This is a genomic window from Sphingobium sp. L-44 (assembly GCF_056859495.1).
This window is the reverse complement of record NZ_JBSXOQ010000083.1, coordinates 98,091-122,767: the sequence shown is the minus strand read 5'-3', so window position 1 is coordinate 122,767 and position 24,677 is coordinate 98,091. Positions and strand designations below refer to the sequence as shown.

Sequence of the window (24,677 nt, the reverse complement as noted above, 5' to 3'; positions counted from 1 at the left end):
ATCAATCCAGCGCCGGATCCTCATATTTGAACGGATCGCTGACCGCCGGCTGGGTCGGCAGCGGCATGCGCGGCAAAGTCTTGTCGCTGTTCGCGGCCTGCAGCAGCATGCCGGCGAGGACGACCGCGCCCTGGCGCATATCCTCCGCCTTCAGATGATCGAAGGTATCGATGCCGCTGTGATGGACGCGGCTTTCATAGTCGAGCGGATCCTGGATGAACTGATAGCCCGGCACGCCGATCGCCTGCATATATTCATGGTCGGTGCCGCCGGTCGGCTGCGACACGACATTGCTAGCGCCCATGCTGGCAAAGGGGCTGAGCCATTCGCGCAGCAGCGAGACGGCGGCGACATTGCGTTCGGCATAGAGGCCGCGCAGCTTGCCCGAACCATTGTCGATGTTGAAATAGGCCTTGAGGTCCGCATAGCCGGGCTTGGGCGTGATCGGGAAACGGGTCTTGTAGCGGAAATACATTTCCTCCCGTCCCTCTTCCTCCTTCGGCCCCGGTGCGCGGGTGGCGAGATATTCGTCGACATAGGCCATCGAGCCGAACAGCCCCTGTTCCTCGCCCGACCAGAGGGCGAAGCGGATCGTGCGCTTGGGCTTGATGCCGAGTGATTTCAGGATGCGCGCAGCCTCCATGATCATGGCGCTGCCCGCGCCATTGTCCGCCGCGCCATCACCCGCAACCCAGCTGTCGAGATGCGCGCCGGCCATGACATAGCCGGCCTTGGGATCGCTGCCGGGGATATCGGCCAGGATATTGTAGGCGTTGACGTCGCTGTCGTCGAAACGGACGTCGCTGTTGATTTCCAGCACCGGCGCCGGGCCGGTCTTGGCCAAGCGGGCGAGACGGCGATAATCCTCCGCCGCGATCTCGACGCCGGGCAGCGCGGGCGTGTCGCTGACGCCGAAATCATAGCCCTCGCCATGCAGCAACTTGCCGTCGCGATAGGATTGCCGCGCCCATCCGACCGCCCCCTCGGCCTTCAGGAAAGCCTCCAGCTTGCGGGCGAAGCTGAGGCGCTTCATCAGCCGCTCCAGCGACGCTGGATCATTTTTCGGCTGCTCGAACTTGTCGAGCTTCTCGATATCCTCGCCCTTGAGCCGCTGGAAGGCGGCCTCGTTCGGCTCGTCGCCCGTGCCGGGTAGCGACACCAGCACGATCTTGCCGGCGAGCTTGCCGCGCCAGGCGTCGAAATCCCGCTCCTTCTTCATCGGCGCAACGATGATCGGCGCGCTCAATACGCCATTGGTCGGCGGCGTCCAGGCGACGGGGATGGCGGTGAGCTGGATCGGGCGGGGGCTGATCATCCTGACCGACGAACCGGCAATCCACCAGCCGCGACCGAAGCGAAAGCCCTGCTTGCGGACATTGGACAGGCCCCATTGGCGAAACTGGTCGGCGGTCCAGGCCTCCGCCTGCCGCATCTGCGGCGAATTGGTCATGCGCCCGCCAATATCGTCGGTCAGATGCTGGGCGATCTGCATCACCTGGCTGTGGTTCAGCCCTTCGTCGATGACGCGGTTGAGATCGTCGGGCTGCTGCGCGGCGACCGGTGCGGCCAGGCACAGCAAGGGCAGCAGGATGATGGAATGGCGCATATAATCCCCCTTCGTCCGGCCGTCAGGCGCGGCCGCGAAAGCCCGTCTATGCCCGACTGACGCGTGATCGCAAGTGAGGCCGATCACGCCCCGAACACGCATTCGTTGCACCATGTGACGCGCCGTTACACTTTGCGACAAAACTGTCTTTGCCTTGCCAGATTTTTGCGACAAGTGCGGCCTAAACGAGATCCTGTCAGGGTCCAGATTAGGGGTAAATTTCCGTGCGCCAGACGACGTCGCTGCTGCTGTTTTCACTGATGCTGGGCGCGGCGCCCGGCGCGCTGATGGCGCAGGAGGCCGAGCAGAAGGGGCCGCCGGCCCAGATGGACGAGGGCGACGAGATTGTCGTGACCGGCGCGGTCCAGCGCGGCGCGGTGCCCGGCGACATCAAGCCCGAACAGCAATTGTCGCCCGCCGATGTCCGAGCGCTGGGCGTCACGTCGATTTCCGAAATCATCACCGAATTGTCGCCACAGACCAATGGCACGCCGGTCATCCTGCTGAACGGCAAGCGCATTTCCAGCTTCTCGGAAATTTCCGACCTGCCGTCCGAAGCAGTGTCGCGGGTCGACATCCTGCCCGAGGAAGTGGCCCTGTCCTATGGCTATGCGCCGACGCAGAAGGTGGTGAACATCGTCCTGCGCCAGCGTTTCCGCGCGACCACGGTCGATCTGCGCGGTGGCACGACCACCGATGGCGGACGCGAAAATGGCCAGGGCGAAGTGGGCGTGCTGCGCATCCGAGGCGACAATCGGCTGACGCTGAACGTCAAATATAGCCGGGCCGACAATCTGCTGGAGAGCGAGCGTGGCATCAATGCCGCGGCGCCCAGCATGCCCTATTCGCTGGCCGGCAATATCACCGCGATCGACCGCGGAGCGGAGATCGACCCGGCCCTGTCGGCCACCGCCGGCCAGACCGTGACGGTGGCCAGCGTGCCCGGCAGCGCCGCCAATGGCGCCCCCGGCCTCAATGATTTCGTCGCCGGCGCGAACCAGACCAGCGTCAGCAATCTCAGCAAATATCGCACGCTCAGCCCCGCGACCGAGAATTTCTCCGCCAACGCGACGCTGGCGCGCGCGCTGGGCGGCGTATCCGCAACGATCAACGGCCGGCTGGAACTGTCCGACAATGATTCGCTCCAGGGCCTGTCGGCCGCCGCCCTCACCCTGCCCGGCGGCAATCCCTTCTCCGCCTTTGGCGACGATGTCCGCCTCTATCGCTATCTGGAGCAGGCCGGCGCGCTGGGGCAGAAGATCCGCGGCACCACCGGCCATGTCGGCGTCACGCTGAACGGTCGGCTGGGCGGCACATGGCAATGGTCCTTCACCGGCAATGGCGACATTTCCGATACCCGCACCCGCACCGATCGCGGCGTCGACACCGGCGGCATCCAGGCCGCGCTCGATGCCGGATCGGCCAGCGTCAATCCCTATGGCACCTTCACCGCCGACCTGCTGCAATCGCGCCTGACCGACCGCGCCCGGTCGCAATCGCGCGCGATCGGCGGCGACCTGCTGGTCAGCGGATCGCTGCTGACCCTGCCGGCCGGCAATGTCATGACGTCGGTGCGGGTCGGGGGATCGGCCAATGGCTTTGAAAGCCATTCGGTGCGGTCGGGCGTGGAACGCGGCCTCGACTATAATCGCGAGATTGCGAGCGGGCAGGTCAGTTTCGACATACCGCTGACCAGCCGGTCGAAGGGGTTCCTGGGCGCGATCGGCGATGTCGGCGTCAACATGAACGCCGGGGCGCAGCATCTGTCGGATTTCGGCACGCTGTCGACGCTGGGCTATGGCCTACGCTGGCGGCCGGTGCCGGCGGTGCAGTTGCTGGTGTCGGCCAATCAGGACAAGTCAGCGCCGACCGGCACGCAGATCAACGATCCGGTGATTTCGACGCCCAACGTGTCGGTGTTCGACTATGCCACCGGCCAGACCGTGTTCGTCACGCAATTTTCCGGCGGCAACCCGGACCTGCGATCCAGCACGCGCGACCAGTTCCGCATCAACGCCCGGATCAAGCCGTTCGAGAAACCGAACCTGACACTGACGGCGACCTATCTCAACAGCCGGACCAGCAACCCCATTTCCGCCTTCCCGACGCCGACGCCGGCGATCGAGAATGCCTTCCCGCAGCGCTTCATGCGCGACGAGGATGGCCAGTTGCTGAGCATCGACGCGCGGCCGATCAACTATCTGCGCTCGCAAAGCGAGCAGCTGCGCTGGGGCTTCGACCTGTCCATCTCGCTGAAGTCGCACATCCAGAAGGTGATCGAGGCGTGGCGCGCGGCCGGCGCCAAGCCCGAGGATCGGCCCAAGGAATTGCAGGACATGCGCGCCGCCTTCGGCAATCGCGGCCCGCGCGACGGCGCGGAGGGCAATCGCGAGGGCGGTCCGCCGCGCGGCGAGGGCAATGACAGCGCGCCCCGCGGCGACGGCGACAACAACCAGCGCGGCAATGATGGCCCCGGTGGCCAGAATGGCGGCCAGGGTGGCGACAATGCGCAGGGCGGTGGCGATGGTCCGCGCGGACCGGGTGGTCCCGGTGGTCCGGGCGGCGGCTTTGGTGGGCCGGGTGGTTTCCGTGGCCCCGGCGCCGGCCAGGCCGGCGGACGGCTGACCTTCAGCCTCTATCATACCTGGCACCTGACCGAGAGCATCCTGATCGCGCCGGGCGTGCCCGAACTCAACCTGCTCGACGGCGATGCGGTCGGCTCGTCGGGCGGGCAGCCGCGCCACGAGCTGAAGGCGCGGGTCGGCTATGTGAACAATGGCATTGGCGGCCGTCTGGGCGTCGACTGGGAAAGCGGCACCCATGTCGATGGCGCCTTGGGCGGCAGTTCGCGGCTGGACTTTGCCAGCCTGGCGACCGCCAATCTGCGGCTGTTCGCCAATTTCGGCCAGATGCCCAGCCTGGTGAAGGCCCATCCCTTCCTGCGCGGCGCGCGCGTGTCGATAGGCATCGACAATATCTTCAACACCCGCCGCGACGTGACCGACGCGACCGGGGCCACGCCGGTCCGCTATCAGCCGGGCTATCTAGACCCGCTCGGCCGGACCGTGTCGGTCAGCTTCCGCAAGCTGTTCTTCTGAAAGGGCGGCCGGCCGGACGATGTCCGGCCGGCCGCCTGTGTCGCTATCCGGCCAGCGCGCGCGCCTGCGGGCGGAGCAGGGCCAGATCGATCGGGGCGGCAAATTCCACCCCCATGCGGTCCTCGCGCGACCAGCGGGTGGTCGCATCGACGCTCTGCCCCTCCGACAGGTCGATCGCAAACTGCGTGCCTTCCGGCACGTTCCACAGCCCCTCGATCATCGCACCGGTGGCGGAGATGTTGCGGATGCGGCCATTATAGACATGGCCGTCATGATGGACGGCGACCGTGCGCAGCATCGCCTTGCGCTCGGGCCGGCTCGACTGGAAGCCCTCCGACCGGGCGGAGACGCCATTGGCGCGCTGCCCTTCCAGCACCTGCGCGGCGGGCATCGGCCGGCCATAGATATAGCCCTGGATATGGCTGCACCCCAGTTGCCGGATCAGGTCCAGCTCGTCACGGGTCTCGGCGCCTTCGGCCGTGGTATCCATGCCCAGCGCCTCGGCCAGGCTGACGATCGCCTTGATGATCGCGCTGTTGCGGCTGCCCCGGATCGCGGCGCCGCGCACGAAGCTCTGGTCGATCTTGATCTTGTCGAACGGCGCCTTCTTCAGATAGCCGAGCGACGAATAGCCGGTGCCGAAATCGTCGAGCGCCAGCCGCACGCCCAGCCCCTTGAGCCGGGTGAACATGGCGTCGGTGCCGTCATTGTCGTTCAGGAACACGCTTTCGGTGATTTCCAGCTCCAGCCGTTCGGGCGCCAGTTGCGCGCTCGCCAGGGCCTGCATCACGGTGGTCGGGAAACCGGGATTGGCGAACTGCATCGCCGAGACATTGACCGCAACGCGGATGCCAGCATCCCACTGGGCCGCATCACGACAAGCGGTGCGCATCACCCATTCGCCGATCGGCGCGATCAGGCCGCTATCCTCCGCAATGGGGACGAACAATGCCGGCGAGATGGCGCCGCGCACCGGATGATCCCAGCGCAGCAGCGCCTCATAGCCGGTGATGCGCTCGGTCGTCGAACTGACGATCGGTTGATAAACGAGGTGCAGGCCGTCCGCCGTCAGCGCGTGGCGCAGATCCTGTTCCAGCTGGCGGCGATCCTCCGCATCGGCGTGCATGTCGGCCGAATAGAAGCGATAGACGCCGCGCCCATCACCCTTCGCCTTGTAAAGCGCGAGGTCGGCATTGCGGATCAGGGCATCGGCGGTGACGCCATCTTCGGGGCAGAAGGAAATGCCGATCGACACGCCGATCACCACGCCCGTGCCCTCGATCGAATAGGGCTGCGACAGGGCGCTGATGATCGCCTGTGCCAGCAGGCCGAGCCGGTTGCGGTCATGGCGGCCATGCACCAGCACCTTGAACTCGTCGCCGCCCTGGCGCCCGACCAGCCCCTGATTGCCGACCACGCGCTGGAGCCGCTGGCTGACCTGGCGCAGCAGCGCATCGCCGGCCGGATGGCCAAGCGTGTCGTTGACGCTCTTGAACCGGTCGAGGTCGAGCATCATCAGCGCGCATTCGCCCTGCTTGCCGCGCGAGCCGAGCACCGCCTGCTCCAGCGCCTGCAGCATCTGCACGCGGTTGGCGAGGCCGGTCAGCGAATCATATTGGGCAAGGCGCGTCACTTCCGCCTGGCTGCGGCGCATTTCGGTCAGGTCGGTGCCCGATCCGCGAAAGCCGTGGAACTGGCCATATTCGTTGAACACCGGTTCGCCCGAGATCGACCACCAGCGTTCCTCGCGCGCGATCGCCGCACGCACCGCAATGTCGGCAAAGCCGGTCCGGGCTGAGAGGTGGAAACCCAGCGTCCGCTCGCCATCGCCCTGTTGCCGGTCGCCCTGCTGGATGATGTCGGTCAGCGACCGGCCGATCAGGCTGCCCGCTTCCACGCCCAGCGGTTCGGCCAGGGTGGCGGAGATATAGGTGATGTGGCCGTGACGATCGGTTTCCCAGAACCAGCCGCGGCCGGACTGTTCATATTCCTCCAGCAGTCGGTCGGAGCGCTGCGCCTTGAGATCCTGCCGATGCTGTTCGATCGCCCGTTCACGATCCGCCGCCGCCTGCCGCAGGGTGGCGATCGCCATCACCGCCAGGCAGCTGGCCAGCAGCCCCAGATGCACCATGCCCGCATGGGCGATGCCGGCCACCAGCAGCGCCCCCATGAAATAGCTGAGCCCCAGCAGGCGCCGGTCGCCGACGATGCAAACCGCCAGCAGCGCGATCGCCATTTCCGGCACAGCGGACGGCATCGCCACGCCATTACCCTGCGCCAGCCACAGGCTGAAGATCAGTCCCGAGCAGAAGAGCGCGGGCAGCATCAGCCAGTTCTGGACATGGGGGCGCAGATTGCGGAACAGCGCCCAGCGCGGCACCAGCATCAGCAGGCCGTCGATCAGCACTACGCCGCACAGCAGGGCGCCATGTTCCGGCCGGGTGAAGGAAAGCATGCCGAGCAGCGCCGCAACGCACAGCTTGGCCAGCAGCATCAGCGGCCACAGGGCGGCAACATGGGTGAAGCTGCGCGACAGCCAGTTGGCGGCGACTTCCGTGCCGCTTTCGGCCAGACCCAGCGAAACCAGCAGGCTCGCGGTCCTGGCCGGCGCATCAGTATCTGTTTTGCGGACAATAGCCATGCCGATCGTCTAATCGGCAAAGCTTGAGAAGCGATTACCCGCCGGGTCCGGGAGATTCCCTGATATTCAGCGATCTCCCGGCAAGACCGGTCAGACGCGCATCGGCATCAGAACGTAAAGCGCCGGGCTGCGATCATTTTCGCGGATCAGCGTCGGTGCGGCCGCATCGGCCAGGTGCAGTTCGACGATGTCGGTGTCGATCTGGCCAAGGATGTCGAGCAGATAACGGGCGTTGAAGCCGATATCGAAGCCTTCGCCCTGGAACGCGCCGGGCACTTCTTCGGCCGCCGTGCCATTTTCCGGGCTGGTGACCGACAGGGTGATCTTGTCCTTGTCGAGGCTCATCTTGACCGCGCGGGTCTTTTCGGTGGCGATGGTCGCAACGCGGTCCACGCCTTCCTCGAAGCTGCGCGGATCGATCTTGAGCAGCTTGTCGTTCGCGGTCGGAATGACGCGGCTATAATCGGGGAAGGTGCCGTCGATCAGCTTGCTGGTCAGGATCGCGCTGCCCAGGCCAAAGCGGATCTTGCTGGCCGACAGGCTGACCTGAACCGAACCCTCGACCTCGTCGAGCAGCTTACGCAGTTCGGCGATGCACTTGCGGGGGATGATGATGCCCGGCATGCCATCGGCGCCGTCGGGACGCGGCACGGTGACGCGGGCCAGACGGTGACCGTCGGTCGCGGCGGCCTTGAGCACCGGCGAACCTTCGTCCGAGACGTGGAAATAGATGCCGTTCAGATAATAGCGCGTCTCTTCGGTCGAAATGGCGAAGCGCGTCTTGTCGATGATCTGCTTGAGCGTCTCGGCCGGCAGCTCGAAGCTGGTCGGCAGGTCGCCCTCGGCAATCACCGGGAAATCGTCACGCGGCAGGGTCGACAGGTTGAAGCGGGCGCGGCCGGCCTGGATCAGCATCTTGCCGTCGGCCGCCTGCAGCGACACCTGGCTGCCTTCGGGCAGCTTGCGGGCGATGTCGAACAGCGTGTGGGCGGAAATGGTGGTGGCGCCGGCCTGTTCGACCTGGGCCGACACGCTTTCCACGACCTGCAGGTCGAGATCGGTCGCCATCAGCTTGATCGCGCCATCCGCCGATGCCTCGATCAGCACGTTGGACAGGATCGGAATCGTGTTGCGCCGCTCGACCACCGACTGGACGTGGCTGAGGCTCTTGAGGAGCGTTGCGCGTTCGATGGTGGCCTTCATGTCCCTGTTCTGTCCGTTCTTTTTGCGTCGATGGCGAGGATTCGGTCGAATCCCGGCGGCAATGATGGATGGTCCTTCATAACCGCTATGTCGGCGGCGGCAAGCACCTCGACGCGCTTTCGAAACGAAGCCGGGCTTGCAAATGGCGATGGCTTGCGCTTTGCCCGGACCATGCGCCGCCTGCCCGCCCTGCTGATCCCGCTCGTCATCCTCGCCAGTCCGGCCATGGCGCGCGATTCGCTCGGCATTTTCGAAAGCTGGGGCGCGTTTCGCGATCCCGGCGCCGGCCAGAACGGCCCGCGCTGCTACGCCATCGCCATGCCGGTGCCGCGCCGCGCGGGCGATGCGCCCAAGGGTTTTGCCGCCGTCGGCACCTGGCCGCGCCAGCATGTCCGCGGCCAGGTCCATTTCCGCCTCAGCCGCCCGCGTGCTGCCAATGCGCGGGTCTCGCTCAGCGTCGGCGACCGCCGTTTCGCACTGGTCGCCGGCCAGGCCGACGCCTGGGCCGCCAATCCGCAGGACGATGCCGCGATCATCGCCGCGATGCGCTCCGCCAGCAGCATGAGCGTGCAGTCGACATCGGCCAAGGGCGGCGCCTTTGCCGACAGCTATGCGCTGCGCGGCGCGGCCACGGCGATCGACGCGGCAGCGCTGGGGTGCGCCCGTTTACGCTGATCGCAACGCCACTTTAAAAATCCGGCAAAATCGACTATGTGCGCGGCCATGCATTCCGCCGCCAATCCCATCATGCCGATTCCCGGCCTTATCGACCCTGTGCCCGTGCCCCGCGCGGTGACGCCCCGTGAGGACGGACGCGTCGACATGCTGGGCCTGACCCGCGCCCAGATGAAGGGCGTGCTGGAAGAAGCAGGACTCGACCAAAAGGCCGCCAAGCTGCGGTCCAAGCAGCTGTTTCATTGGCTCTATCATCGCGGCGAAACCGATTTCGAGAAGATGACCGACCTGGCCAAGCCGATGCGGCTGTGGATGGCGGAACGCTTCATCGTCGGCCGGCCGCAGGTGGTGGAGGCGCAGGTGTCGAACGACGGCACCCGCAAATGGCTGCTCCGTTCGGACGATGGCCAGGATTATGAAATGGTCTTCATCCCCGATGCGGATCGCGGCACCTTGTGCGTGTCGAGCCAGGTCGGCTGCACGCTCAATTGCAGCTTCTGCCACACCGGCACGATGCGACTGGTGCGCAACCTGACGCCGGGCGAGATCGTGGGCCAGGTCATGCTGGCACGCGACGCGCTGGGCGAATGGCCCAAGGGCAGCATGGCCAGCGCCAATGACGACGAGACGGACGAGGATTCGCAATATACGGCGGACGGCCGCATGCTCACCAACATCGTGATGATGGGCATGGGCGAACCGCTCTATAATTTCGATCATGTCCGCGACGCGCTCAAGCTGGTGATGGACGGCGATGGCCTGGCCCTGTCGAAGCGGCGCATCACCCTGTCGACCAGCGGCGTCGTGCCGATGATGGCGCGCGCGGCGGAAGAGATTGGCGTCAACCTGGCGGTCTCGCTCCATGCCGTGACCAAGGAAGTGCGCGACGAGTTGGTGCCGCTCAACCGCAAATATGGCATCGAGGAACTGCTCCAGGCCTGTGCCGATTATCCCAAGGCGAACAATGCCCGGCGCATCACGTTCGAATATGTGATGATCAAGGACAAGAATGACAGCGATGCCGACGCGCATGAGCTGGTCCGCCTGATCCGCAAGTACAAGCTGCCGGCCAAGGTCAACCTGATCCCGTTCAACCCCTGGCCGGGCACCGACTATGAATGTTCGAGTCCCGAACGAATCCGCGCGTTCAGCACGATCGTGTTCGAAGGCGGCATTTCCGCGCCGGTGCGCACGCCGCGCGGTCGCGACATCATGGCCGCCTGTGGCCAGCTCAAGTCGGCGAGCGAGAAGAAGAGCAAGGCGGAACTCAAGCGCCTGGCCGAAGAGAAGCAAGCCGCACTCGGATAATCCGGGGACGACTGGCTGCGCGCATGCCGCGCGACGACAAGCCCCGCCCATACCGGCGGGGCTTTTCTTTTGGGGGAATGAGGATGACCGATGACGAGATCGAAGCACTGGGCACCGGCTTTTGCGATTGCACCCTGCCCAAGGCGCGCTGGACCCATGGCGCCCATTTCGCCACCGCGCTGTGGCTGATCCTGCGCCGGCCCGATGTTGACGCCGAAATTGACATGCCCGGCATGATCCGCCGCTACAATGAAAGCGTCGGCGGGGTGAACAGCGACACGAGCGGCTATCATGAGACCATCACCCAGGCCTCGCTGCACATGGCCCGGCAGTTGCTGGCCGGCCTGCCCGCCGATGTGACGCCGGCCGCAGCCTATGCGGCGCTGATGGCGTCGCCGCTGGGCGACAAGGACTGGCCCTTCGCCTACTGGACGCGCGAGACGCTGATGAGCCCGGCCGCGCGCCGGGCCTGGGTCGCGCCCGATCGGACGCCGCTGCCGACATAAAAAAAGGGCGGCCCGAACGGACCGCCCTTCCCCATATTCCGATCGAGAGGGATCAGAAACGGAAGCCGATGCCGACGACGCCAGCGTCACGGCCACCGAAATTGTCTTCATACTCGGTGCGCTGATATTCGGCCGAGATGTAGGTGTTCGGGGTCACCGAATATTCCAGACCACCGCCGTAACGCACGCCTTCCAGCGAGGTGTGGGCGCCAGCGGCTTCGATGCGGCTCGAAGCGTAGCCGACCTTGCCGAACGCCAGGATCTGCGGGGTCACGACATAGCCGAGACGGACCGAAGCGGCGAGGTCGCGGCTGGCGTCGAAGCCCTGGCCGTCGACGGTCGAGTCACCGAACGACACTTCCGGACCGAAGGTCACGCGGTTGGCAACGGCGAGGTCGTAGCCGGCGGTCACGCCGTAGCTGAAACCGTCTTCGCCCTGCGCCTTGTCAAAGCCCATGGTGACGCCAGCGCGCGGACCGGTGAACGGCGCAGCATCCTGAGCGAAAGCGGGGGCCGAAACAGCGGCGGCAGCAGCAATCGCTGCGAAAATCACAGTCTTCATAAAGTCCTCGATATTTATTATGACGCTACGACTTAATTGTTCATCTAGCGTTCAGGTTTGATGCTAGGAAAATATGAAATAGAGTCACACTTCCTCCTGCTTATTCTTCTCCGACACTTCGGAGAGGAACTGCCCCCTCTGCATCATGAGAGCGCAGTGGCCATCTAGGATCGCCAAACTCACTTGCAAAGGGGCAAGGCCTTTATTTCAATCAATTTCAGGGCTTGTGTTGCAAAAGTGTGACAACGCGTCTGCAGCACGACCGGCCGCAAAAAGGGGACGGCCCGACCGCCGCCCCCTTCGCGAAAGCCCCGGTTTCCGGGCGATCAGAAGCGCAGGCCGATGCCCGTCACCAACTGGTGGCGCGACACGCCTGCCTCATAATCGGAATAGCGATATTCCCCCTTGAGGAAGAGCTTTTCGGCGATCCGATATTCCAGACCCGCGCCCAACCGCAGCCCGTCGCCATTGTCGCCACCGCGGATCAGGCCGCCTTCGCCGTCACTGGCTTCATATTCCATCCGCGCATTGCTGTAGCCTGCCTTCACATAGGCGAGCGCTTTGCTGCCGAGCGGCACGCCGATCCGCCCGCCGACATAAAGATCGCGGTCGGTCTCGCTCTTGCCGCCGGCGACATGCAGGCGGGTGGTGGAATCGGAAATCTCGCCCTCGATGCCCAGGATCAGGCCGCCCAGGGCAAAGTCATAGCCGGCATTGAGGCCATAGAGCAGGCCGTCGGCCGATTTGACGCCCTTGGCATCGACCACATCATAGCCGGTGATGATTTCGGCATGGGCACCCGTGAAAGGGGCATAATCCTGCGCAAAGGCAGGCGCAGAAACAAAACATAGAACAGCCGAAGCGATAAAAAACGTGATACTCTTCATATTACCCATCCAATATCTGCGTCGAAGCGCCGAAAATCGTGACAGGCGACCTTGTTTATACTCCCGTTTCGTGGAGGAATTTTATCAATTCAAATTTCTGTACGAAAATTCTTTGAAGTCGACTTCATCAGTCCCTTGCAGGGCCAGCCGTTGATCGCAATCGCACGGCGCGCACCATGGCCATTCGACCAACGACAGGCCTGGCCATGCGAACGACCGCGATGCGGCTGGATATTTCGACGAAAGACAATAGGGTCATGCCCATGGAGCCGCCTTACGCCCCAGGGGACATGGTCCGCCGCCACCGCCTGGCCACCCGGCTGTGGCACTGGCTGAACGCGCTGCTGCTCTATATCCTCTTCACCTCCGGCCTTGGCATCTTCAACGCCCATCCCCGCCTCTATTGGGGGCAATATGGCGCCAATTTCGACCATGCCTGGCTGGAGCTGGACCGGTTCCCCGGCTGGATCACCCTGCCCGCCCTCTATAATCTGGCGCTGTCGCGCCACTGGCACCTGACCGCCGCGCCGATCTTCGCCTTCGCGCTGCTTTTCTACATGATCTGGAGTCTGGCCGGCGGCCATATCGCCCGCGACCTGGCCTTTCGTCGGGGCGAACTGGCGCCGCGCCATGTCTGGCAGGACATAAGGGACCATGCCCGGCTGCGCTTCCCCACCGGCGCCGCGGCGCTGCGCTATAACGTGCTGCAGAAGGCGAGCTATATCGCCGTCCTCTTCATCGCCCTGCCGCTGCTGATCCTGACCGGCCTTACCATGTCGCCCGGCATGAACGCCGCCTGGCCCTGGCTGGTCGACCTGTTCGGCGGGCGCCAGTCGGCGCGGTCGATCCATTTCCTGACCGCTTTCGCGCTGGTCGCCTTCTTCCTGGTCCATATGCTGATGGTGCTGCTGGCCGGCCCGGTGAACGAGATAGGATCGATGATCACCGGCCGCTCTCGCCTGCCTAAGGACCGGCCATGATCCTGACCCGCCGCACCCTGCTGCTGGGCGCGACCGCGACGCTGGCGGGATGCGACCGGATCGCGCGCCAGCCGCTGGCCCGCGACATCCTCTTTTCCGCCGACAATTTCCATCAATGGGCGCAGCGCAAGATCATGGCGCGCGACGCACTGGCGCAGGAATTCCGGCCCGAGCAGATTTCGCCCTTCTTCCGCGCGAACGGCACCGCCAATCCCAACACCCCGGCCTACAAGGCGCTGTGGCGCAGCGGCTTTGCCGACTGGCGGTTGCGCGTCGACGGACTGGTCGCCCGGCCCCTGTCGCTTTCGCTGTCGCAATTGCACGCCCTGCCCCATCGCGAACAGATCACCCGCCATGACTGTGTCGAGGGGTGGAGCGCGATCGGCAAATGGCGCGGCGTGCCGTTGAAGCTGCTGCTCGACGGCGCGGGCCTGCGCGACCGCGCCCGCTATATCGTCTTCCACTGCGCCGACGACATGGGCGGCGGCACCGCTTATTATGAGAGCATCGACCTGATCGATGCCTTCCATCCCCAGACCATCCTGGCCTTCGCGCTCAACGACCGGCCGCTCAGCGTCGCCAATGGCGCGCCATTGCGACTGCGGGTGGAGCGGCAACTGGGCTATAAGCAGGCCAAATATCTGATGCGGATCGAGGCGGTCGAGAGCCTATTGTCCATCGGTCGGGGCAAGGGCGGTTTTTGGGAAGACCGCGCCAATTATGATTGGTATGCAGGTATTTGACGGCCGCGTAACGAGAAGGACCAGCCTGCTCCATGAAGATTTTCGACCGCGTTCTGAGACGTCTTGTCACCAAGGGTCAGTTGACCGTTTTCTATGCCGATGGCCGTAGCGTTACCGTCGGTTCGCCCGATCCCGACCTGCCCCCGCTGGCGCTGCGCTTCCTCGACAAGCGCGTGCCCCTCGACATCGTCAAGGATCCGCGCCTGGGCATGGCCGAGGCCTATATCGATGGCCGGGTGGCGATCGAAGGCGGCGGCATCATGGAATTCGTGTCCATGATCCGCCAGAACAACGCCTGGGAAAATGGCAAGTCGATCGACGCCAAGGGGCCGGTGCAGCGCGCGCTGAAGACGGTGCGCCGCAAGCTGTGGAAGGCCAATCATCGCAGTCGGTCCAAGGCCAATGTCGCCCATCATTATGACCTGTCGGGCGCGCTCTACGCCCTCTTCCTCGACCGTGACCGGCAATATAGCTGCGCCTATTTCCCCGATGCGGAGAATGAGGCCGGGATCAGCCTGGAGCAGGCGCAGGAAGACAAGAAGGCGCATATCGCCGCCAAGCTCTACCTGAAGCCGGGTATGAAGGTGCTGGACATCGGCTGCGGCTGGGGCGGCATGGCGCTGTATCTGCACAAGCATTTCGGTGTCGACGTCACCGGCATCACCCTGTCGGAAGAGCAGTTGAAGGTTGCGCGCCAGCGGGCGATTGACGCCGGCGTGGCCGACCATGTCCGGTTCGAGCTGATCGACTATCGCGACATTGAAGGGCCGTTCGACCGGATCGTGTCGGTCGGCATGTTCGAACATGTCGGCACCGCCGACTATCGCGTCTTCTACAACAAGTGCCGCGACCTGCTGACGCCCGACGGCGTGATGCTGATCCACACGATCGGCCGGGTCGATGGCCCCGGCATCACCGACACCTTCACCACCAAATATATCTTCCCCGGCGGCTATATCCCCGCTTTGTCGGAAATGGTGGCAGGCAGCGAAGGCACGCGGCTGATGATCACCGACGTGGAGGTGCTGCGCATCCATTATGGCCTGACCATCCGCGACTGGTACAAACGGACCATGGCGCACAAGGCGGATATCGTCGCCCTCTATGACGAGCGCTTCTTCCGCCTGTGGACCTTCTATCTGGCGGGCGCGGCGACCGTGTTCGAACATGGGTCGATGGTCAATTTCCAGGTCCAATATGTGCGCGACCGCCGCGCGCTACCTATCACCCGCGACTACATGATCGAGGCAGAGACCGCGCTGCGCGGGCGCTGAAACACCATCGCGCACCGATGATGCGAGGCAGAATTGCGACCGTCCGGGCGGGCTGAACAAAGCCTGTCAGCCCCGTTCCCGGACGGTTCAGTGACCGGCCCCCATTCTCCTCCCCACGTCCCCGCGCTGCCCCGGCAGCCGGGCCGGACAGAGGAGAAGCAAGATGAAATTCCTATGGAAAAGCGCCGCGATGCTGGGCCTGGCCATGGCCGGCATCGCCGCCACGAGCGCGCCTGCCCAGGCGCAGCATTATCGCAGCGACGGCTGGCGCGGCGATCGTGACGGCCGCTGGGATGGCCGGCGCCATTGGGACAATCGCCGCTGGGACGACCGCCGTCGCTGGCGCGGCGACCGCCGCTACTATGACGGACGACGCGGCTATCATCGCTCCGCCTATCGCCAGCGCTGCTGGGACGAATGGCGCTATAATTCCTATCGCGACCGTCGGGTCCGGGTCCGCATCTGTCGCTGATCCCGCCTGACCAAATCCATATCGCGGCCCGCCCCGATTGAACCCGAGGGCGGGTTGCGGCATTTCTGTGCCCATGAGCGATCCTACACCCGTCATCCAGAGCCTGTTGTCGGGCCTCCCGATCCTGCTTCTCCACCTCGCCTGCGCCACCCTGGTCTGGGCGGCCGCCATGGCGGTCTATATGTGGATAACCCCGCACGACGAGTTCAAGCTGATCCGAGCCGGCAATGAGGCGGCCGCCATTTCGCTGGGCGGCGCATCCGTCGGCCTCGCCGTGCCACTCGCCTTCTGCCTCGCCGGATCGGTCAATGTCTGGGACGTCGTCATCTGGGGCAGCGTCACGCTGGTGCTGCAACTCATCGCCTTTCGCCTGGTCGACCTGTTGCTGGGATCGCTGTCGGGCCGGATCGAGGCGAATGAGCGCTCCGCCGCGATCTTCCTGGCGATGATGAAGGCCGCGGTCGCCTGCCTGACGGCTGCGGCCGTGGCGGGCTGACGCGATGGGGCGTGGGGGCTGTGGCTGCCTGCCCTGGCTGCTGGGCCTGATCCTGCTGCTCGCCTGGCTGGGCGAGATGCAGGCACCATCCTTGCAGGTCGAACAATATGATCCCCGGTCGCCCCGCCGCCCGCTACCACGCGGGGGCGAGGAACAATATATTATCGAGGATCGGCCCGGCGGCCCGGCGGACGCCATGGGCACGGCCTTTGCCGTCGATCGCAGCGGCGTGTGGATGACCGCCGAACATGTCACCCATGGCTGTTCGCGCGTCGGGCTGGAACAGCGCGGCCGCGCGCTGGAAGTGCCGCGCGTCATCGAAAGCCGGGAATCGGATGCCGCGATCATCCCGCGCGGCCCCCGCAGCCCCACCGCCCTGCCACTGCGCAGCGGCGCGCCCTCGCCCGGCTCCACCGGCTATCATATGGGCTTCCCCGCCGGCGAACCGACATTGGTCCTGTCCGAACTGATCGGCCGGGCCGAAGCCCGGCGCGGCAGCAGCGGCATCGACCAGCCGGTGCTGGTCTGGGCGGAGCGCGGCCGCCTGCCCGAGGGCGATGGCACCCTGTCGGGGATCAGCGGCGGCCCGGTCTTCTCCACCGATGGCCGGGTCGTCGGCATCAACAGCGCATCGACCGACCGACGCGGCCGCATCCTGACCGTCGCGCCCGACGCGATGATGCGCCTGACCGCCGCCAGCCGCGCCGTTGGCGACCAGCCGGTGGCCTATCCCTTTGCCGGGCTGACCGACGCGCAGGAACGTTTCGCCAACTGGCTGGACGATGGCGTCATCCGCCGCATCTTCTGCGATGTCGATGACGGGCGCGGCGGTTGACGCCTGCGGGCAGGAAAGAGTAGGCGCTGCGCAGCATTTTCAGGGAAATTGAGATCATGAGCGACACGCCCCCCGACCATCTGTCCACCAACCCGCGCAGCCCCCATTTCGACATGGAGGTGCTGCAGCGCGGCATCGGCATCCGTTTCAAGGGCCGCGAGCGCAAGGATGTGGAAGAATATTCGATTTCCGAGGGCTGGATTCGCGTTGCCGCCGGCAAGACCCGCGATCGTCACGGCAACCCGCTGACCATCAAGCTGTCGGGTGAGGTCGAGGCCTGGTTCGAAAATCCGGCCGAAGGCGCCGAGGGCGACAAGGCCGCCGACGCCGAATAAGCAGATAAGGCCGGTCCCCGCTCGATCGCGGGGGCCGGTCAGTTCATCAGGGATTCGCGCTTCACGTCGGCGATGACGTCGCCCAGCGAGCGATCCGACGGGCTGTTGTCCGCATATTCGATGATGAACGGGTCCGCCTCGATACGGGGCGCCGCCTTGCGCCGGGGCGCAGCAGGCTTGGGCGAAACCGCCGCCACCATCGCATGCGTCTGAACCGACGCCATCCGTGTCGCCGCCCTGGGCAGCGGCGCAAGCTCCGCACCGTCCTCACCATCGCCTGTGTCGGCCGCGGCACTGGCATAGCGAAGGCTGCTGCCCAGCGCCGGATCGGGCGTGAAGGGATGCAGTTTCGCCTTGGCCGGATAGATGAAGCCGAAGGTCGGGTTGATGCGGGCGCCCATCTGGCCGGTCGGGCTGTGCCAGACGCGCACCTGGCTCCAGTCGCCCGCATCCGACACGTCGATCGCCAGCACATCCTCCTCGATCGCGCCAGGCGACGACCAGTTGGCATGGCGGATCAGCACGCGGCGATCATCCAATATCCGGCTGACCACGGCGACATGGCCCAGGGTCATCGGCCCGACGGGCCGGAAGGCGAGCACCGCCCCCTTTTTGGGGATGCTGCCGCGCTTGTAATGATCCTGTGCCTGGTCCCACCAGGTCAGCGCATCACCATAGATTTCCACGCCCGACACGATGCGCGCATAAGGAACGCACTGCAGCGCCGTGGCGCCCAGCACGGGCGCCGCCGTCAGGCCGGACAGCAAAGCCATCCAGCGGACATATCGAAACATTTAATGCGACCTCTAAGCGTCGAGTATCGCCCCACCGCGATCGACCCTAGAGCCCCATCCGTAAGGATTGGGTTAACGGCTCAGAAAGCACCCTTGGCGCTGTCGCTGCCGGCGGTGGCGCGATCGGCCAGGGCGATCTGGACCGGCTGATCGATTTCCGGCTTGTCGGCATAGATGAAGCCGTTGGTCGGGTTCGAACGCAGGCCAACGTCGCCGATCGGGCCATACCATACGCGTACGTCGGTCCAGTCATTGTTGGGCGACACGTCGATGGCGCGGACATTGCGCTCGACACCGCCACGATAGGACCAGTTGGCGTGGGTCAGCAGCACTTCGCGATCATTGACGATCTTGCTGACCATGGCGACATGGCCGACCGGCATGGCGCGGCTGGAAGCGAAAGAGAGGACGGCGCCGACGCGGGGCTCATGGCCACGGTCGTAGCGACCGGCGGCCTGGTTCCACCAGGTGTTGGCATTGCCGAAAATTTCGATGCCGGAGACTTCGCGGGCGAAGGGCGCGCATTGCAGGACACCGGCGGTGGCGGGAACGGCAGAGAAGGCACCGAGCGCAAGCATGGCGGCTGCGAACAGCGCGCGAAAACCACCGATCATTCCTTGCGACCCCCGACTTGTAGGTAGGTATAATCCCCGATGACCTCCTTAGGGCAGACGCCGTTCGTCTTGAAAACCGCCGAGCGATGAGTCGTTGCTGCGATGCGTCATGCTGCGGAACGAAAAACATGCCCGGCCGTTACATGAAGCCGGGTTGCACCGTTCAACTCGTTGAAAAGACTATCTTCCGTGCCAGTCATCCAGACCTGGCCGCCGGTTTCGCGCAATCGGTCGAACAGCGCAGCTCGTCGCGACGGGTCGAGATGCGCCGCCACTTCGTCGAGCAGAAGCACCGGCGGCTGGCCGCGATCAGCCGACACCAGAGCCGCATGCGCCAGCAGGATCGAAAGCAGGAGCGCCTTCTGCTCGCCGGTCGAACAGAGCGCCGCCGCCTGATTCTTGGCGATGTGGATGACATCCAGATCCTGACGATGCGGCCCCGACAGGGTGCGGCCGGCCGCGGCATCGCGTCGCCGCTCGCGGGCAAGCCGCTGGGCGAGCGGCTCGTCGCTGGCACCGTCCTCCTGCGCGATTCGAATGAGCGGCCGGGCGAAGGGCTCGTCGGGCTGATCGACCAATTGCCGGTTGAGGCGCGCGACCAGGTCGGCGCGGGCAGCGGCGAGCGCCGTGCCATGCTCGTCCATCTGCGCCTCCAGCGCGCCGATCCATGCCGGGTCCGCCCGGCGCAGATCGGTCAGCAGCCGGTTGCGCGCCCGCATCGCCGCTTCATAACGGGCGCTGTGCGCGGCATGGCCGGGATGGAGCGCCAGGGTGAGACGATCGAGGAAACGCCGGCGACCGCCGGGGCTGTCGAGGAACAGCCGGTCCATCGCCGGCGTCAACCAGACGATCGAGAGATGATCGGCGAGCGCGTTGGCAGAGGAGGCGACCCCGCCGATCCGCACCTGCCGCCGGTCAGGCGCATCCACGCTGACGCCGGTGCCCAGCACCACGCCATCCACCTCCGCCGCGATGCCGAAGCTGCCGCCGCCATCCTGCCGCGCCATCGCCCGCAGCGCCGCGCCGCGCAGCCCCCGGCCGGGCGCCAGCATCGATACCGCTTCCAATATATTGGTCTTGCCCGCGCCATTATCGCCGGTCAGCAGGACGAATGGCTGGTCGGGCACGATCAGCGCGTCCGCATGGTTGCGGAAATCACTCAGGGTGAGGCGGCCGATCATCGCGCCGCTGTAGCGAGGACTGCGCGCCGGGGGAAGCGGTTCAGGCGGCCGGGGTGCAGCGCTTGCGCACGATCGCCCTGCCGTCATTGGTGATGGTAAGCTGCTGCCCATCGGTCGAGGGACGCAGCATCAGGGTCCGGGTCCAGCTTTCGCCCTCACCCGTGAAACTGGCGACGACCGCCAGCCGCCCCTCCGCCTCGCGCGTGACGCGCTGCACCGTGCCAACGCTCTCGTGGAAGATCAGGCTGGCCGCCGTCAGTTCCAGCGCCTGGGCCGCCGCCCGGTCACCGCAGCGCTCATTGGTGCCGGTCCAGCGCCCCTGCAGCGCGATCGGGATCGCGTTGGCGTGGAGCGCCTCCCCCTTGGCCACCGGCAGGTCGGGCGCAGGCTCGACCGGGGTGATGGCATTGGCGCCGGGCGGGACATCGCGCGTGCTGGGCAAGGCCTGGTCCAGGATGTTGGTGACCATGCCGGACTGATTCTGTTCCTTGCTGCCGCAACCGGCGAGCAGCAGCAGCGGAAGGGCGAGGAGGAAATGGTTACGCATGCGATGCCAACCCGGCAGGGCAGCATCGGGTTCCCCCAACCCTCGCGTGACCGGCCATCGCGGCCATGCTATCACCACAGAGACAATCGAGGAGGGATGCCATGCCGGTCCTGGGAATGGGCGGACTTTTCTTTCGCGCGCGTGATCCGCAGGCGCTGTCCGCCTGGTATCGCACCCATCTTGGCGTCGGCGGCGGATGCAGCGCCGATCCCGACATTCCGGCGGTCAACGAATATGTCTGGCAGACGCTGGGCGGGCCGATGGTCTTTTCGCCGTTCAAGCAGGACAGCGACTATTTCGCCGCCGACAAGAGCTTCATGATCAATCTGCGCGTGTCCGATCTCGACGGGCTGCTGGCGGACTTGCGCGCGGCGGACGTTGAGGCCATCACCAAGCCCGAATGGGATCATCCCGATGTCGGGCGCTTTGCCCGCATCCATGATCCCGAGGGCAATGCCATCGAATTGTGGGAACCGCCCACCCCCGCCGCCTGACCGACCCATGGGAGCTAGATTATGAAGAGCGCGAAGATCATCCTGGCCCTGGCGGCCGCAGCCCTAGGCACGCAGGGCAGCATGGCGGCACTGGCGGTCGGCGCCAAGGCGCCGGAATTCACCACGCGCGGCGCGCTGGCCGGCAAGACCTTCACCGTCACCCTGTCGCACCAGTTGAAGCGCGGGCCGGTGGTCCTCTATTTCTTCCCCAAGGCCTTCACGCCGGGCTGTTCGGCCGAGGCGCGCGAGTTCGCGGAGAATATCGACAAGTTCAAGGCGGCGGGCGCCACCGTGATCGGCATGTCGGCCGATCCGGTCGATGATCTGGTCGCCTTCTCCACCAAGGAATGCGCCGGCAAGTTCGCGGTCGCCTCGGCCGGGCCGAACATCGTGTCGGGCTATGATGTCGCGCTCAAGATGCGGCCGGGCATGACCGACCGCACCTCCTATGTGATCGCGCCCAGCGGCCGCATCGCGTTCGTCCATAGCGAGATGAGCTATGCCGGCCATGTGAAGAGCACGCTGGCTGCGGTCGAGGCGATGAAGCAGAAATAAGGCGCAACGGCGAAGGGGTGCCGGTCACCCCTTCACATATTTGCCGAACCAGCCGATCGTTTCGGTCCACGCGGCCTTCGCCGCCGCCGCATTATAGCTGGGCCGATAATCGGCCATGAAACCATGGTCGGCGCCGACATGGACGGTGATCGCATCGGGTGGCGACTTGCCCGCCGCCTTGAGCGCGGCGCGCATCGCCTCGACATCGGCCTGGGGTATGCCCTTGTCGAGTTCGCCATATTGGCCGAGCACCGGCGCCTTGAGCTGCCCCACCTCCTCGATCACAGACAGGGTCTGGAGGTCGTTCTTCTGGGTCACAAGCCGGCCATAGAAGGCGACGCCGGCGTCGAGCGCGGCGCTATGCGCGGCATAGAGCCAGACCACCCGGCCACCCCAGCAGAAGCCGGTAATGCCGCGCCGCGCCGCATCGCCGCCATGGGCGCCGGCAAAGGCATAGGTGGCATCGATGTCGGACAGGACCTGCGCATCGGGCGCCTTGCTCACGATCTCCGCCACCAACTGCTTGAAGTCGCTGACCTTGGTGGCATCGCCATGGCGGGCGAACAGATCCGGCGCGACGGCGTGATAGCCCGCTTTCGCGAAACGCCGGCACATGTCGCGCACCCATTCATGGACGCCGAAAATCTCATGCACGACGACGATCACCGGCGCCTTCTTCTTGCCCGCCGGCCGGGCGACGAAGCCGGGCATGGCGAAAGCGTCGCTGGTCGGGATCGAGACGGCTTCCTCCACCAGCCCGTCGGCCGGGGTCTGGATGGTGCTGGCCGCGACCGGCTGGCAGGCGGCGGCAAAACCGGCGGCAAAGGCGCCCCCGGCCAGGATGTGACGCCGGCTGAGACCGGTCGAGGCGATCCAGTTGCGATCCTCCGCCAGCCGCTCGACGGGGGACGGCACATCATCGCGATCGGTGGTCATCGGCGCTCTCCTGCTGTGGACGGGCGCAGACTAGCCCAAGCCCACGGTCGCGCAAGCCGACAGGACAGTCTCATGACGCCATCGTCGCATCAGCGTTCCGATCCGATTTTGGGCGAGAGGCAGGAAATATGGCAGCTTGTCCGCAACTTGTGGCGGACTTGATTTCGATCAGCATGATTTTTCGGAACATCGCTGCGCCGGCCCAAGTTGAGCGCAGGCGGGTTACGATGCCCGTTAGGAGAGTGTGAGATGGCAAACCAGAACCAGAATCCCGGTCAGCAGGGCGGTCAGCCCGGCAAGCCCGACCAGCAGAACCAACAGGATGAACAGCGTCGCCAGCAAGGCGGCGGCCAGCAGGAACGCCGCGACAATCAGGATCGCGAGCAGCGCTGATCCCTTCATGCATCCCATAGCATGAGCTGGGGCCGTCCCGCCGGGGCGGCCCTTTTTTTGGGGGCGTCAGACATGCTGAAACGGCGCCCCATGCCTGAACATCGCGCCATCGCGCTTGGCATCGCCGTCCCGGCAGGATAGCGCCTGCGCCATGACTGCCCCCGCCCATCCGCGCCGCACCGCCGCCATCGCCTTCATCCTGGTGACGGCGCTGCTCGACGTCATGTCAATGGGCATCGTCATTCCGGTGCTGCCGCAGCTGATCGAGACATTGTCCGGCTCCAGCACCAGCGCGGGCCTGTGGAATGGCCTGTTCGTCGCGCTCTGGGCAGCGATGCAGTTTCTCTGCTCGCCGGTGATCGGCTCGCTGTCCGATCGCTTCGGGCGCCGGCCGGTGATCCTGATCTCGGTCGCGGGGCTGGCGCTCGACTATGTGCTGATGGCGCTGGCGCCCAATCTCTGGTGGCTGGCGCTGGGCCGGATCCTTGCCGGCATCACCTCGTCCAGCTTCACCTCCACCTTCGCCTATATGGCCGACATCACCCCGCCAGAGGGCCGGGCGCGCGGCTATGGCCTGATCGGCGCGGCGTTCAGCGCGGGCTTCGTCGCCGGGCCGCTGCTGGGCGGGGTGCTGGGCGAGATCTCGCACCGCGCCCCCTTCTGGGCTGCGGCGGGCCTATCCGGCCTCGCCTTCCTCTATGGCCTCGTCGTTCTGCCGGAATCGCTCGCCCCGGAAAAGCGCATGGCGTTCAGCTGGCGCCGCGCCAATCCTTTCGGCGCGCTGCAATTGCTGCGCTCGCACCCCGAATTGTCGAGCCTCGCGATCGTCAATTTCCTCCTCTATTTCGCTCATCATCTCTTCTCGGCCGTGTTCGTCCTCTATGCCGGCGACCGCTATGGCTGGGGCGCCTGGCAGGTCGGCACCCTACTGGCGATGGTCGGCCTGCTCGACATGGCGGTGCAGGGCCTGCTGGTCGGCCCGGTGGTGAAGCGACTGGGCGATCGCACGACGATGGTCGTGGGCCTTGGCTTCGGCGCGGTCGGCATCGCCGCCATGGGCCTGGCGCCGACAGGCTGGCTGTTCGTCGCCGCCATGTTCCCCAACGCGCTCTGGGGCCTCGCCATGCCGACCATCCAGTCGCTGATGACGCAGCGCGTCTCCGAAAGCGAACAGGGCCAGTTGCAGGGCGCCAACAACAGTGTCGGCGCGATCGCCGGCATTGTCTCCCCGCTATTCTTCGGCGCGGTCTATTCCGCCTCGGTCGGCACCCGCCCGATCCTGCCCTTCATCGGCAGCGCCTTCCTGATCGCGGCGCTGGTGCTGGCCGGCGCCGCCTTGCTCGGCCACGCGGCAGGACGCAAACAGGATGGTCCTGCGCCGGCCTAGAGCATTCTGAAGTCGGCTGGAACAGCCGACGACTCGCAGAATGCGGCAAACAAAAGAAAATCAGAGCATCATCCGATTTACCCTAATCGGATGATGCTCTGAACCGGGAAAACTGGACATATCGGGGCGGTGCGACTAACCGGGCGCGAATCCCT

General features: G+C 65.5%; 25 protein-coding genes. 14 read left to right on the top strand and 11 right to left on the bottom strand.

Going from position 1 to position 24,677, the window contains the following annotated elements; all coding sequences use genetic code 11:
• Position 1: 1 nt before the first annotated feature.
• A complete protein-coding gene (locus tag AC13EK_RS10855) occupies positions 2-1,606 on the bottom strand; it encodes a M20/M25/M40 family metallo-hydrolase (protein WP_069337441.1) in 1,605 nt (534 codons plus the stop codon).
• 224 nt (positions 1,607-1,830) lie between these two features.
• On the opposite strand from AC13EK_RS10855, the gene AC13EK_RS10850 reads away from it, so the two are divergent.
• A complete protein-coding gene (locus AC13EK_RS10850) occupies positions 1,831-4,704 on the top strand; it encodes a TonB-dependent receptor (protein ID WP_069337442.1) in 2,874 nt (957 codons plus the stop codon).
• 43 nt (positions 4,705-4,747) lie between these two features.
• Here AC13EK_RS10850 and AC13EK_RS10845 read toward each other — a convergent pair whose 3' ends face one another.
• Both AC13EK_RS10845 and dnaN read right to left on the bottom strand, forming a co-directional pair.
• Positions 4,748-7,345 (bottom strand): EAL domain-containing protein, encoded by a 2,598-nt coding sequence (locus AC13EK_RS10845; RefSeq protein ID WP_004209884.1) that lies wholly within the window; start codon positions 7,343-7,345, stop codon positions 4,748-4,750.
• A 90-nt stretch (positions 7,346-7,435) separates the two neighbouring features.
• On the bottom strand, positions 7,436-8,548 hold the full coding sequence (gene dnaN, locus AC13EK_RS10840; protein WP_004209883.1) for a DNA polymerase III subunit beta: 1,113 nt from the start codon (positions 8,546-8,548) through the stop codon (positions 7,436-7,438).
• A 171-nt stretch (positions 8,549-8,719) separates the two neighbouring features.
• Here dnaN and AC13EK_RS10835 point away from each other — a divergent pair, with 171 nt between their 5' ends.
• The 3 genes from AC13EK_RS10835 to AC13EK_RS10825 all read left to right on the top strand — a co-directional run bounded on the left by AC13EK_RS10835 (position 8,720) and on the right by AC13EK_RS10825 (position 11,037).
• The gene (locus tag AC13EK_RS10835) at positions 8,720-9,223 is read left to right on the top strand and encodes a hypothetical protein (RefSeq protein WP_026108758.1); all 504 of its coding nucleotides are present in this window, start codon (positions 8,720-8,722) and stop codon (positions 9,221-9,223) included.
• Between the two features lie 48 nt (positions 9,224-9,271).
• Positions 9,272-10,531, top strand: coding sequence for a dual-specificity RNA methyltransferase RlmN (rlmN, locus tag AC13EK_RS10830; RefSeq protein WP_004209881.1), 1,260 nt, complete (start codon positions 9,272-9,274; stop codon positions 10,529-10,531).
• An 83-nt stretch (positions 10,532-10,614) separates the two neighbouring features.
• Entirely contained in the window at positions 10,615-11,037 is a 423-nt protein-coding gene (locus AC13EK_RS10825) for a hypothetical protein (RefSeq protein WP_069337445.1), read from the top strand.
• A 52-nt stretch (positions 11,038-11,089) separates the two neighbouring features.
• Here AC13EK_RS10825 and AC13EK_RS10820 read toward each other — a convergent pair whose 3' ends face one another.
• Positions 11,090-11,599, bottom strand: a complete 510-nt coding sequence (locus AC13EK_RS10820) for an outer membrane protein (RefSeq protein ID WP_004209879.1) — start codon at positions 11,597-11,599, stop codon at positions 11,090-11,092.
• 326 nt (positions 11,600-11,925) lie between these two features.
• Entirely contained in the window at positions 11,926-12,486 is a 561-nt protein-coding gene (locus AC13EK_RS10815; RefSeq protein WP_037507272.1) for an outer membrane protein, read from the bottom strand.
• Between the two features lie 290 nt (positions 12,487-12,776).
• Here AC13EK_RS10815 and AC13EK_RS10810 point away from each other — a divergent pair, with 290 nt between their 5' ends.
• The 7 genes from AC13EK_RS10810 (at position 12,777) to AC13EK_RS10780 (ending at position 17,621) form a co-directional block, all read left to right on the top strand.
• Positions 12,777-13,466, top strand: a complete 690-nt coding sequence (locus AC13EK_RS10810) for a cytochrome b/b6 domain-containing protein (protein WP_234792394.1) — start codon at positions 12,777-12,779, stop codon at positions 13,464-13,466.
• Positions 13,463-14,209, top strand: coding sequence for a molybdopterin-binding protein (locus AC13EK_RS10805; RefSeq protein ID WP_069337446.1), 747 nt, complete (start codon positions 13,463-13,465; stop codon positions 14,207-14,209). Before AC13EK_RS10810 ends, AC13EK_RS10805 begins: the two co-directional genes overlap by 4 nt.
• 32 nt (positions 14,210-14,241) lie before the next feature.
• A complete protein-coding gene (locus AC13EK_RS10800) occupies positions 14,242-15,483 on the top strand; it encodes an SAM-dependent methyltransferase (RefSeq protein WP_004209872.1) in 1,242 nt (413 codons plus the stop codon).
• Positions 15,484-15,646: 163 nt separating this feature from the next.
• Positions 15,647-15,955, top strand: coding sequence for a hypothetical protein (locus AC13EK_RS10795; RefSeq protein ID WP_037518720.1), 309 nt, complete (start codon positions 15,647-15,649; stop codon positions 15,953-15,955).
• Between the two features lie 73 nt (positions 15,956-16,028).
• A complete protein-coding gene (locus AC13EK_RS10790) occupies positions 16,029-16,451 on the top strand; it encodes a DUF350 domain-containing protein (protein ID WP_004209870.1) in 423 nt (140 codons plus the stop codon).
• A 4-nt stretch (positions 16,452-16,455) separates the two neighbouring features.
• Entirely contained in the window at positions 16,456-17,286 is an 831-nt protein-coding gene (locus AC13EK_RS10785; protein ID WP_069337447.1) for a S1 family peptidase, read from the top strand.
• A 56-nt stretch (positions 17,287-17,342) separates the two neighbouring features.
• Entirely contained in the window at positions 17,343-17,621 is a 279-nt protein-coding gene (locus AC13EK_RS10780; protein WP_004209867.1) for a DUF3297 family protein, read from the top strand.
• Between the two features lie 38 nt (positions 17,622-17,659).
• Here the strand turns inward: AC13EK_RS10780 and AC13EK_RS10775 are convergent, their stop codons facing one another.
• The 4 genes from AC13EK_RS10775 to AC13EK_RS10760 all read right to left on the bottom strand — a co-directional run bounded on the left by AC13EK_RS10775 (position 17,660) and on the right by AC13EK_RS10760 (position 20,757).
• Positions 17,660-18,415, bottom strand: a complete 756-nt coding sequence (locus tag AC13EK_RS10775; RefSeq protein WP_069337448.1) for a CHAP domain-containing protein — start codon at positions 18,413-18,415, stop codon at positions 17,660-17,662.
• An 80-nt stretch (positions 18,416-18,495) separates the two neighbouring features.
• A complete protein-coding gene (locus AC13EK_RS10770; RefSeq protein ID WP_069337449.1) occupies positions 18,496-19,029 on the bottom strand; it encodes a CHAP domain-containing protein in 534 nt (177 codons plus the stop codon).
• A 107-nt stretch (positions 19,030-19,136) separates the two neighbouring features.
• Positions 19,137-20,210 carry a DNA replication/repair protein RecF gene (gene recF / locus AC13EK_RS10765; RefSeq protein WP_069337450.1) on the bottom strand — a complete coding sequence of 358 codons (1,074 nt, stop codon included), beginning with the start codon at positions 20,208-20,210 and terminating at the stop codon, positions 19,137-19,139.
• Between the two features lie 40 nt (positions 20,211-20,250).
• Positions 20,251-20,757, bottom strand: coding sequence for a hypothetical protein (locus AC13EK_RS10760; protein WP_234792395.1), 507 nt, complete (start codon positions 20,755-20,757; stop codon positions 20,251-20,253).
• A 101-nt stretch (positions 20,758-20,858) separates the two neighbouring features.
• Between AC13EK_RS10760 and AC13EK_RS10755 the strand changes: the two genes are divergently transcribed.
• On the top strand, positions 20,859-21,251 hold the full coding sequence (locus tag AC13EK_RS10755; RefSeq protein WP_004209861.1) for a VOC family protein: 393 nt from the start codon (positions 20,859-20,861) through the stop codon (positions 21,249-21,251).
• A 21-nt stretch (positions 21,252-21,272) separates the two neighbouring features.
• A complete protein-coding gene (locus AC13EK_RS10750) occupies positions 21,273-21,806 on the top strand; it encodes a peroxiredoxin (protein ID WP_004209859.1) in 534 nt (177 codons plus the stop codon).
• 24 nt (positions 21,807-21,830) lie between these two features.
• Here AC13EK_RS10750 and AC13EK_RS10745 read toward each other — a convergent pair whose 3' ends face one another.
• Complete coding sequence (locus AC13EK_RS10745) at positions 21,831-22,742, bottom strand: dienelactone hydrolase family protein (RefSeq protein WP_069337452.1); 912 nt, start codon at positions 22,740-22,742, stop codon at positions 21,831-21,833.
• Positions 22,743-22,976: 234 nt separating this feature from the next.
• Positions 22,977-23,144 carry a hypothetical protein gene (locus tag AC13EK_RS10740; protein ID WP_010336493.1) on the bottom strand — a complete coding sequence of 56 codons (168 nt, stop codon included), beginning with the start codon at positions 23,142-23,144 and terminating at the stop codon, positions 22,977-22,979.
• A gap of 142 nt (positions 23,145-23,286) precedes the next feature.
• Here AC13EK_RS10740 and AC13EK_RS10735 point away from each other — a divergent pair, with 142 nt between their 5' ends.
• Positions 23,287-24,522, top strand: a complete 1,236-nt coding sequence (locus AC13EK_RS10735) for a TCR/Tet family MFS transporter (RefSeq protein ID WP_069337453.1) — start codon at positions 23,287-23,289, stop codon at positions 24,520-24,522.
• Positions 24,523-24,677 lie beyond the last annotated feature (155 nt).

Bases quoted from the DNA above. Each gene is read 5' to 3' on its own strand.
- AC13EK_RS10735 (WP_069337453.1), top strand. From the start codon at position 23,287: ATGACTGCCCCCGCCCATCCGCGCCGCACCGCCGCCATCGCCTTCATC.
- AC13EK_RS10800 (WP_004209872.1), top strand. From the start codon at position 14,242: ATGAAGATTTTCGACCGCGTTCTGAGACGTCTTGTCACCAAGGGTCAG.
- AC13EK_RS10755 (WP_004209861.1), top strand. From the start codon at position 20,859: ATGCCGGTCCTGGGAATGGGCGGACTTTTCTTTCGCGCGCGTGATCCG.
- AC13EK_RS10835 (WP_026108758.1), top strand. From the start codon at position 8,720: ATGCGCCGCCTGCCCGCCCTGCTGATCCCGCTCGTCATCCTCGCCAGT.
- AC13EK_RS10810 (WP_234792394.1), top strand. From the start codon at position 12,777: ATGGTCCGCCGCCACCGCCTGGCCACCCGGCTGTGGCACTGGCTGAAC.
- AC13EK_RS10855 (WP_069337441.1), bottom strand. From the start codon at position 1,606: ATGCGCCATTCCATCATCCTGCTGCCCTTGCTGTGCCTGGCCGCACCG.
- AC13EK_RS10805 (WP_069337446.1), top strand. From the start codon at position 13,463: ATGATCCTGACCCGCCGCACCCTGCTGCTGGGCGCGACCGCGACGCTG.
- AC13EK_RS10825 (WP_069337445.1), top strand. From the start codon at position 10,615: ATGACCGATGACGAGATCGAAGCACTGGGCACCGGCTTTTGCGATTGC.
- AC13EK_RS10740 (WP_010336493.1), bottom strand. From the start codon at position 23,144: ATGAAGGGATCAGCGCTGCTCGCGATCCTGATTGTCGCGGCGTTCCTG.
- AC13EK_RS10770 (WP_069337449.1), bottom strand. From the start codon at position 19,029: ATGATCGGTGGTTTTCGCGCGCTGTTCGCAGCCGCCATGCTTGCGCTC.
- AC13EK_RS10785 (WP_069337447.1), top strand. From the start codon at position 16,456: ATGGGGCGTGGGGGCTGTGGCTGCCTGCCCTGGCTGCTGGGCCTGATC.
- AC13EK_RS10780 (WP_004209867.1), top strand. From the start codon at position 17,343: ATGAGCGACACGCCCCCCGACCATCTGTCCACCAACCCGCGCAGCCCC.
- dnaN (WP_004209883.1), bottom strand. From the start codon at position 8,548: ATGAAGGCCACCATCGAACGCGCAACGCTCCTCAAGAGCCTCAGCCAC.
- AC13EK_RS10760 (WP_234792395.1), bottom strand. From the start codon at position 20,757: ATGCGTAACCATTTCCTCCTCGCCCTTCCGCTGCTGCTGCTCGCCGGT.
- AC13EK_RS10815 (WP_037507272.1), bottom strand. From the start codon at position 12,486: ATGAAGAGTATCACGTTTTTTATCGCTTCGGCTGTTCTATGTTTTGTT.
- recF (WP_069337450.1), bottom strand. From the start codon at position 20,210: ATGATCGGCCGCCTCACCCTGAGTGATTTCCGCAACCATGCGGACGCG.
- AC13EK_RS10820 (WP_004209879.1), bottom strand. From the start codon at position 11,599: ATGAAGACTGTGATTTTCGCAGCGATTGCTGCTGCCGCCGCTGTTTCG.
- AC13EK_RS10775 (WP_069337448.1), bottom strand. From the start codon at position 18,415: ATGTTTCGATATGTCCGCTGGATGGCTTTGCTGTCCGGCCTGACGGCG.
- AC13EK_RS10790 (WP_004209870.1), top strand. From the start codon at position 16,029: ATGAGCGATCCTACACCCGTCATCCAGAGCCTGTTGTCGGGCCTCCCG.
- AC13EK_RS10750 (WP_004209859.1), top strand. From the start codon at position 21,273: ATGAAGAGCGCGAAGATCATCCTGGCCCTGGCGGCCGCAGCCCTAGGC.
- rlmN (WP_004209881.1), top strand. From the start codon at position 9,272: ATGCATTCCGCCGCCAATCCCATCATGCCGATTCCCGGCCTTATCGAC.
- AC13EK_RS10845 (WP_004209884.1), bottom strand. From the start codon at position 7,345: ATGGCTATTGTCCGCAAAACAGATACTGATGCGCCGGCCAGGACCGCG.
- AC13EK_RS10745 (WP_069337452.1), bottom strand. From the start codon at position 22,742: ATGACCACCGATCGCGATGATGTGCCGTCCCCCGTCGAGCGGCTGGCG.
- AC13EK_RS10795 (WP_037518720.1), top strand. From the start codon at position 15,647: ATGAAATTCCTATGGAAAAGCGCCGCGATGCTGGGCCTGGCCATGGCC.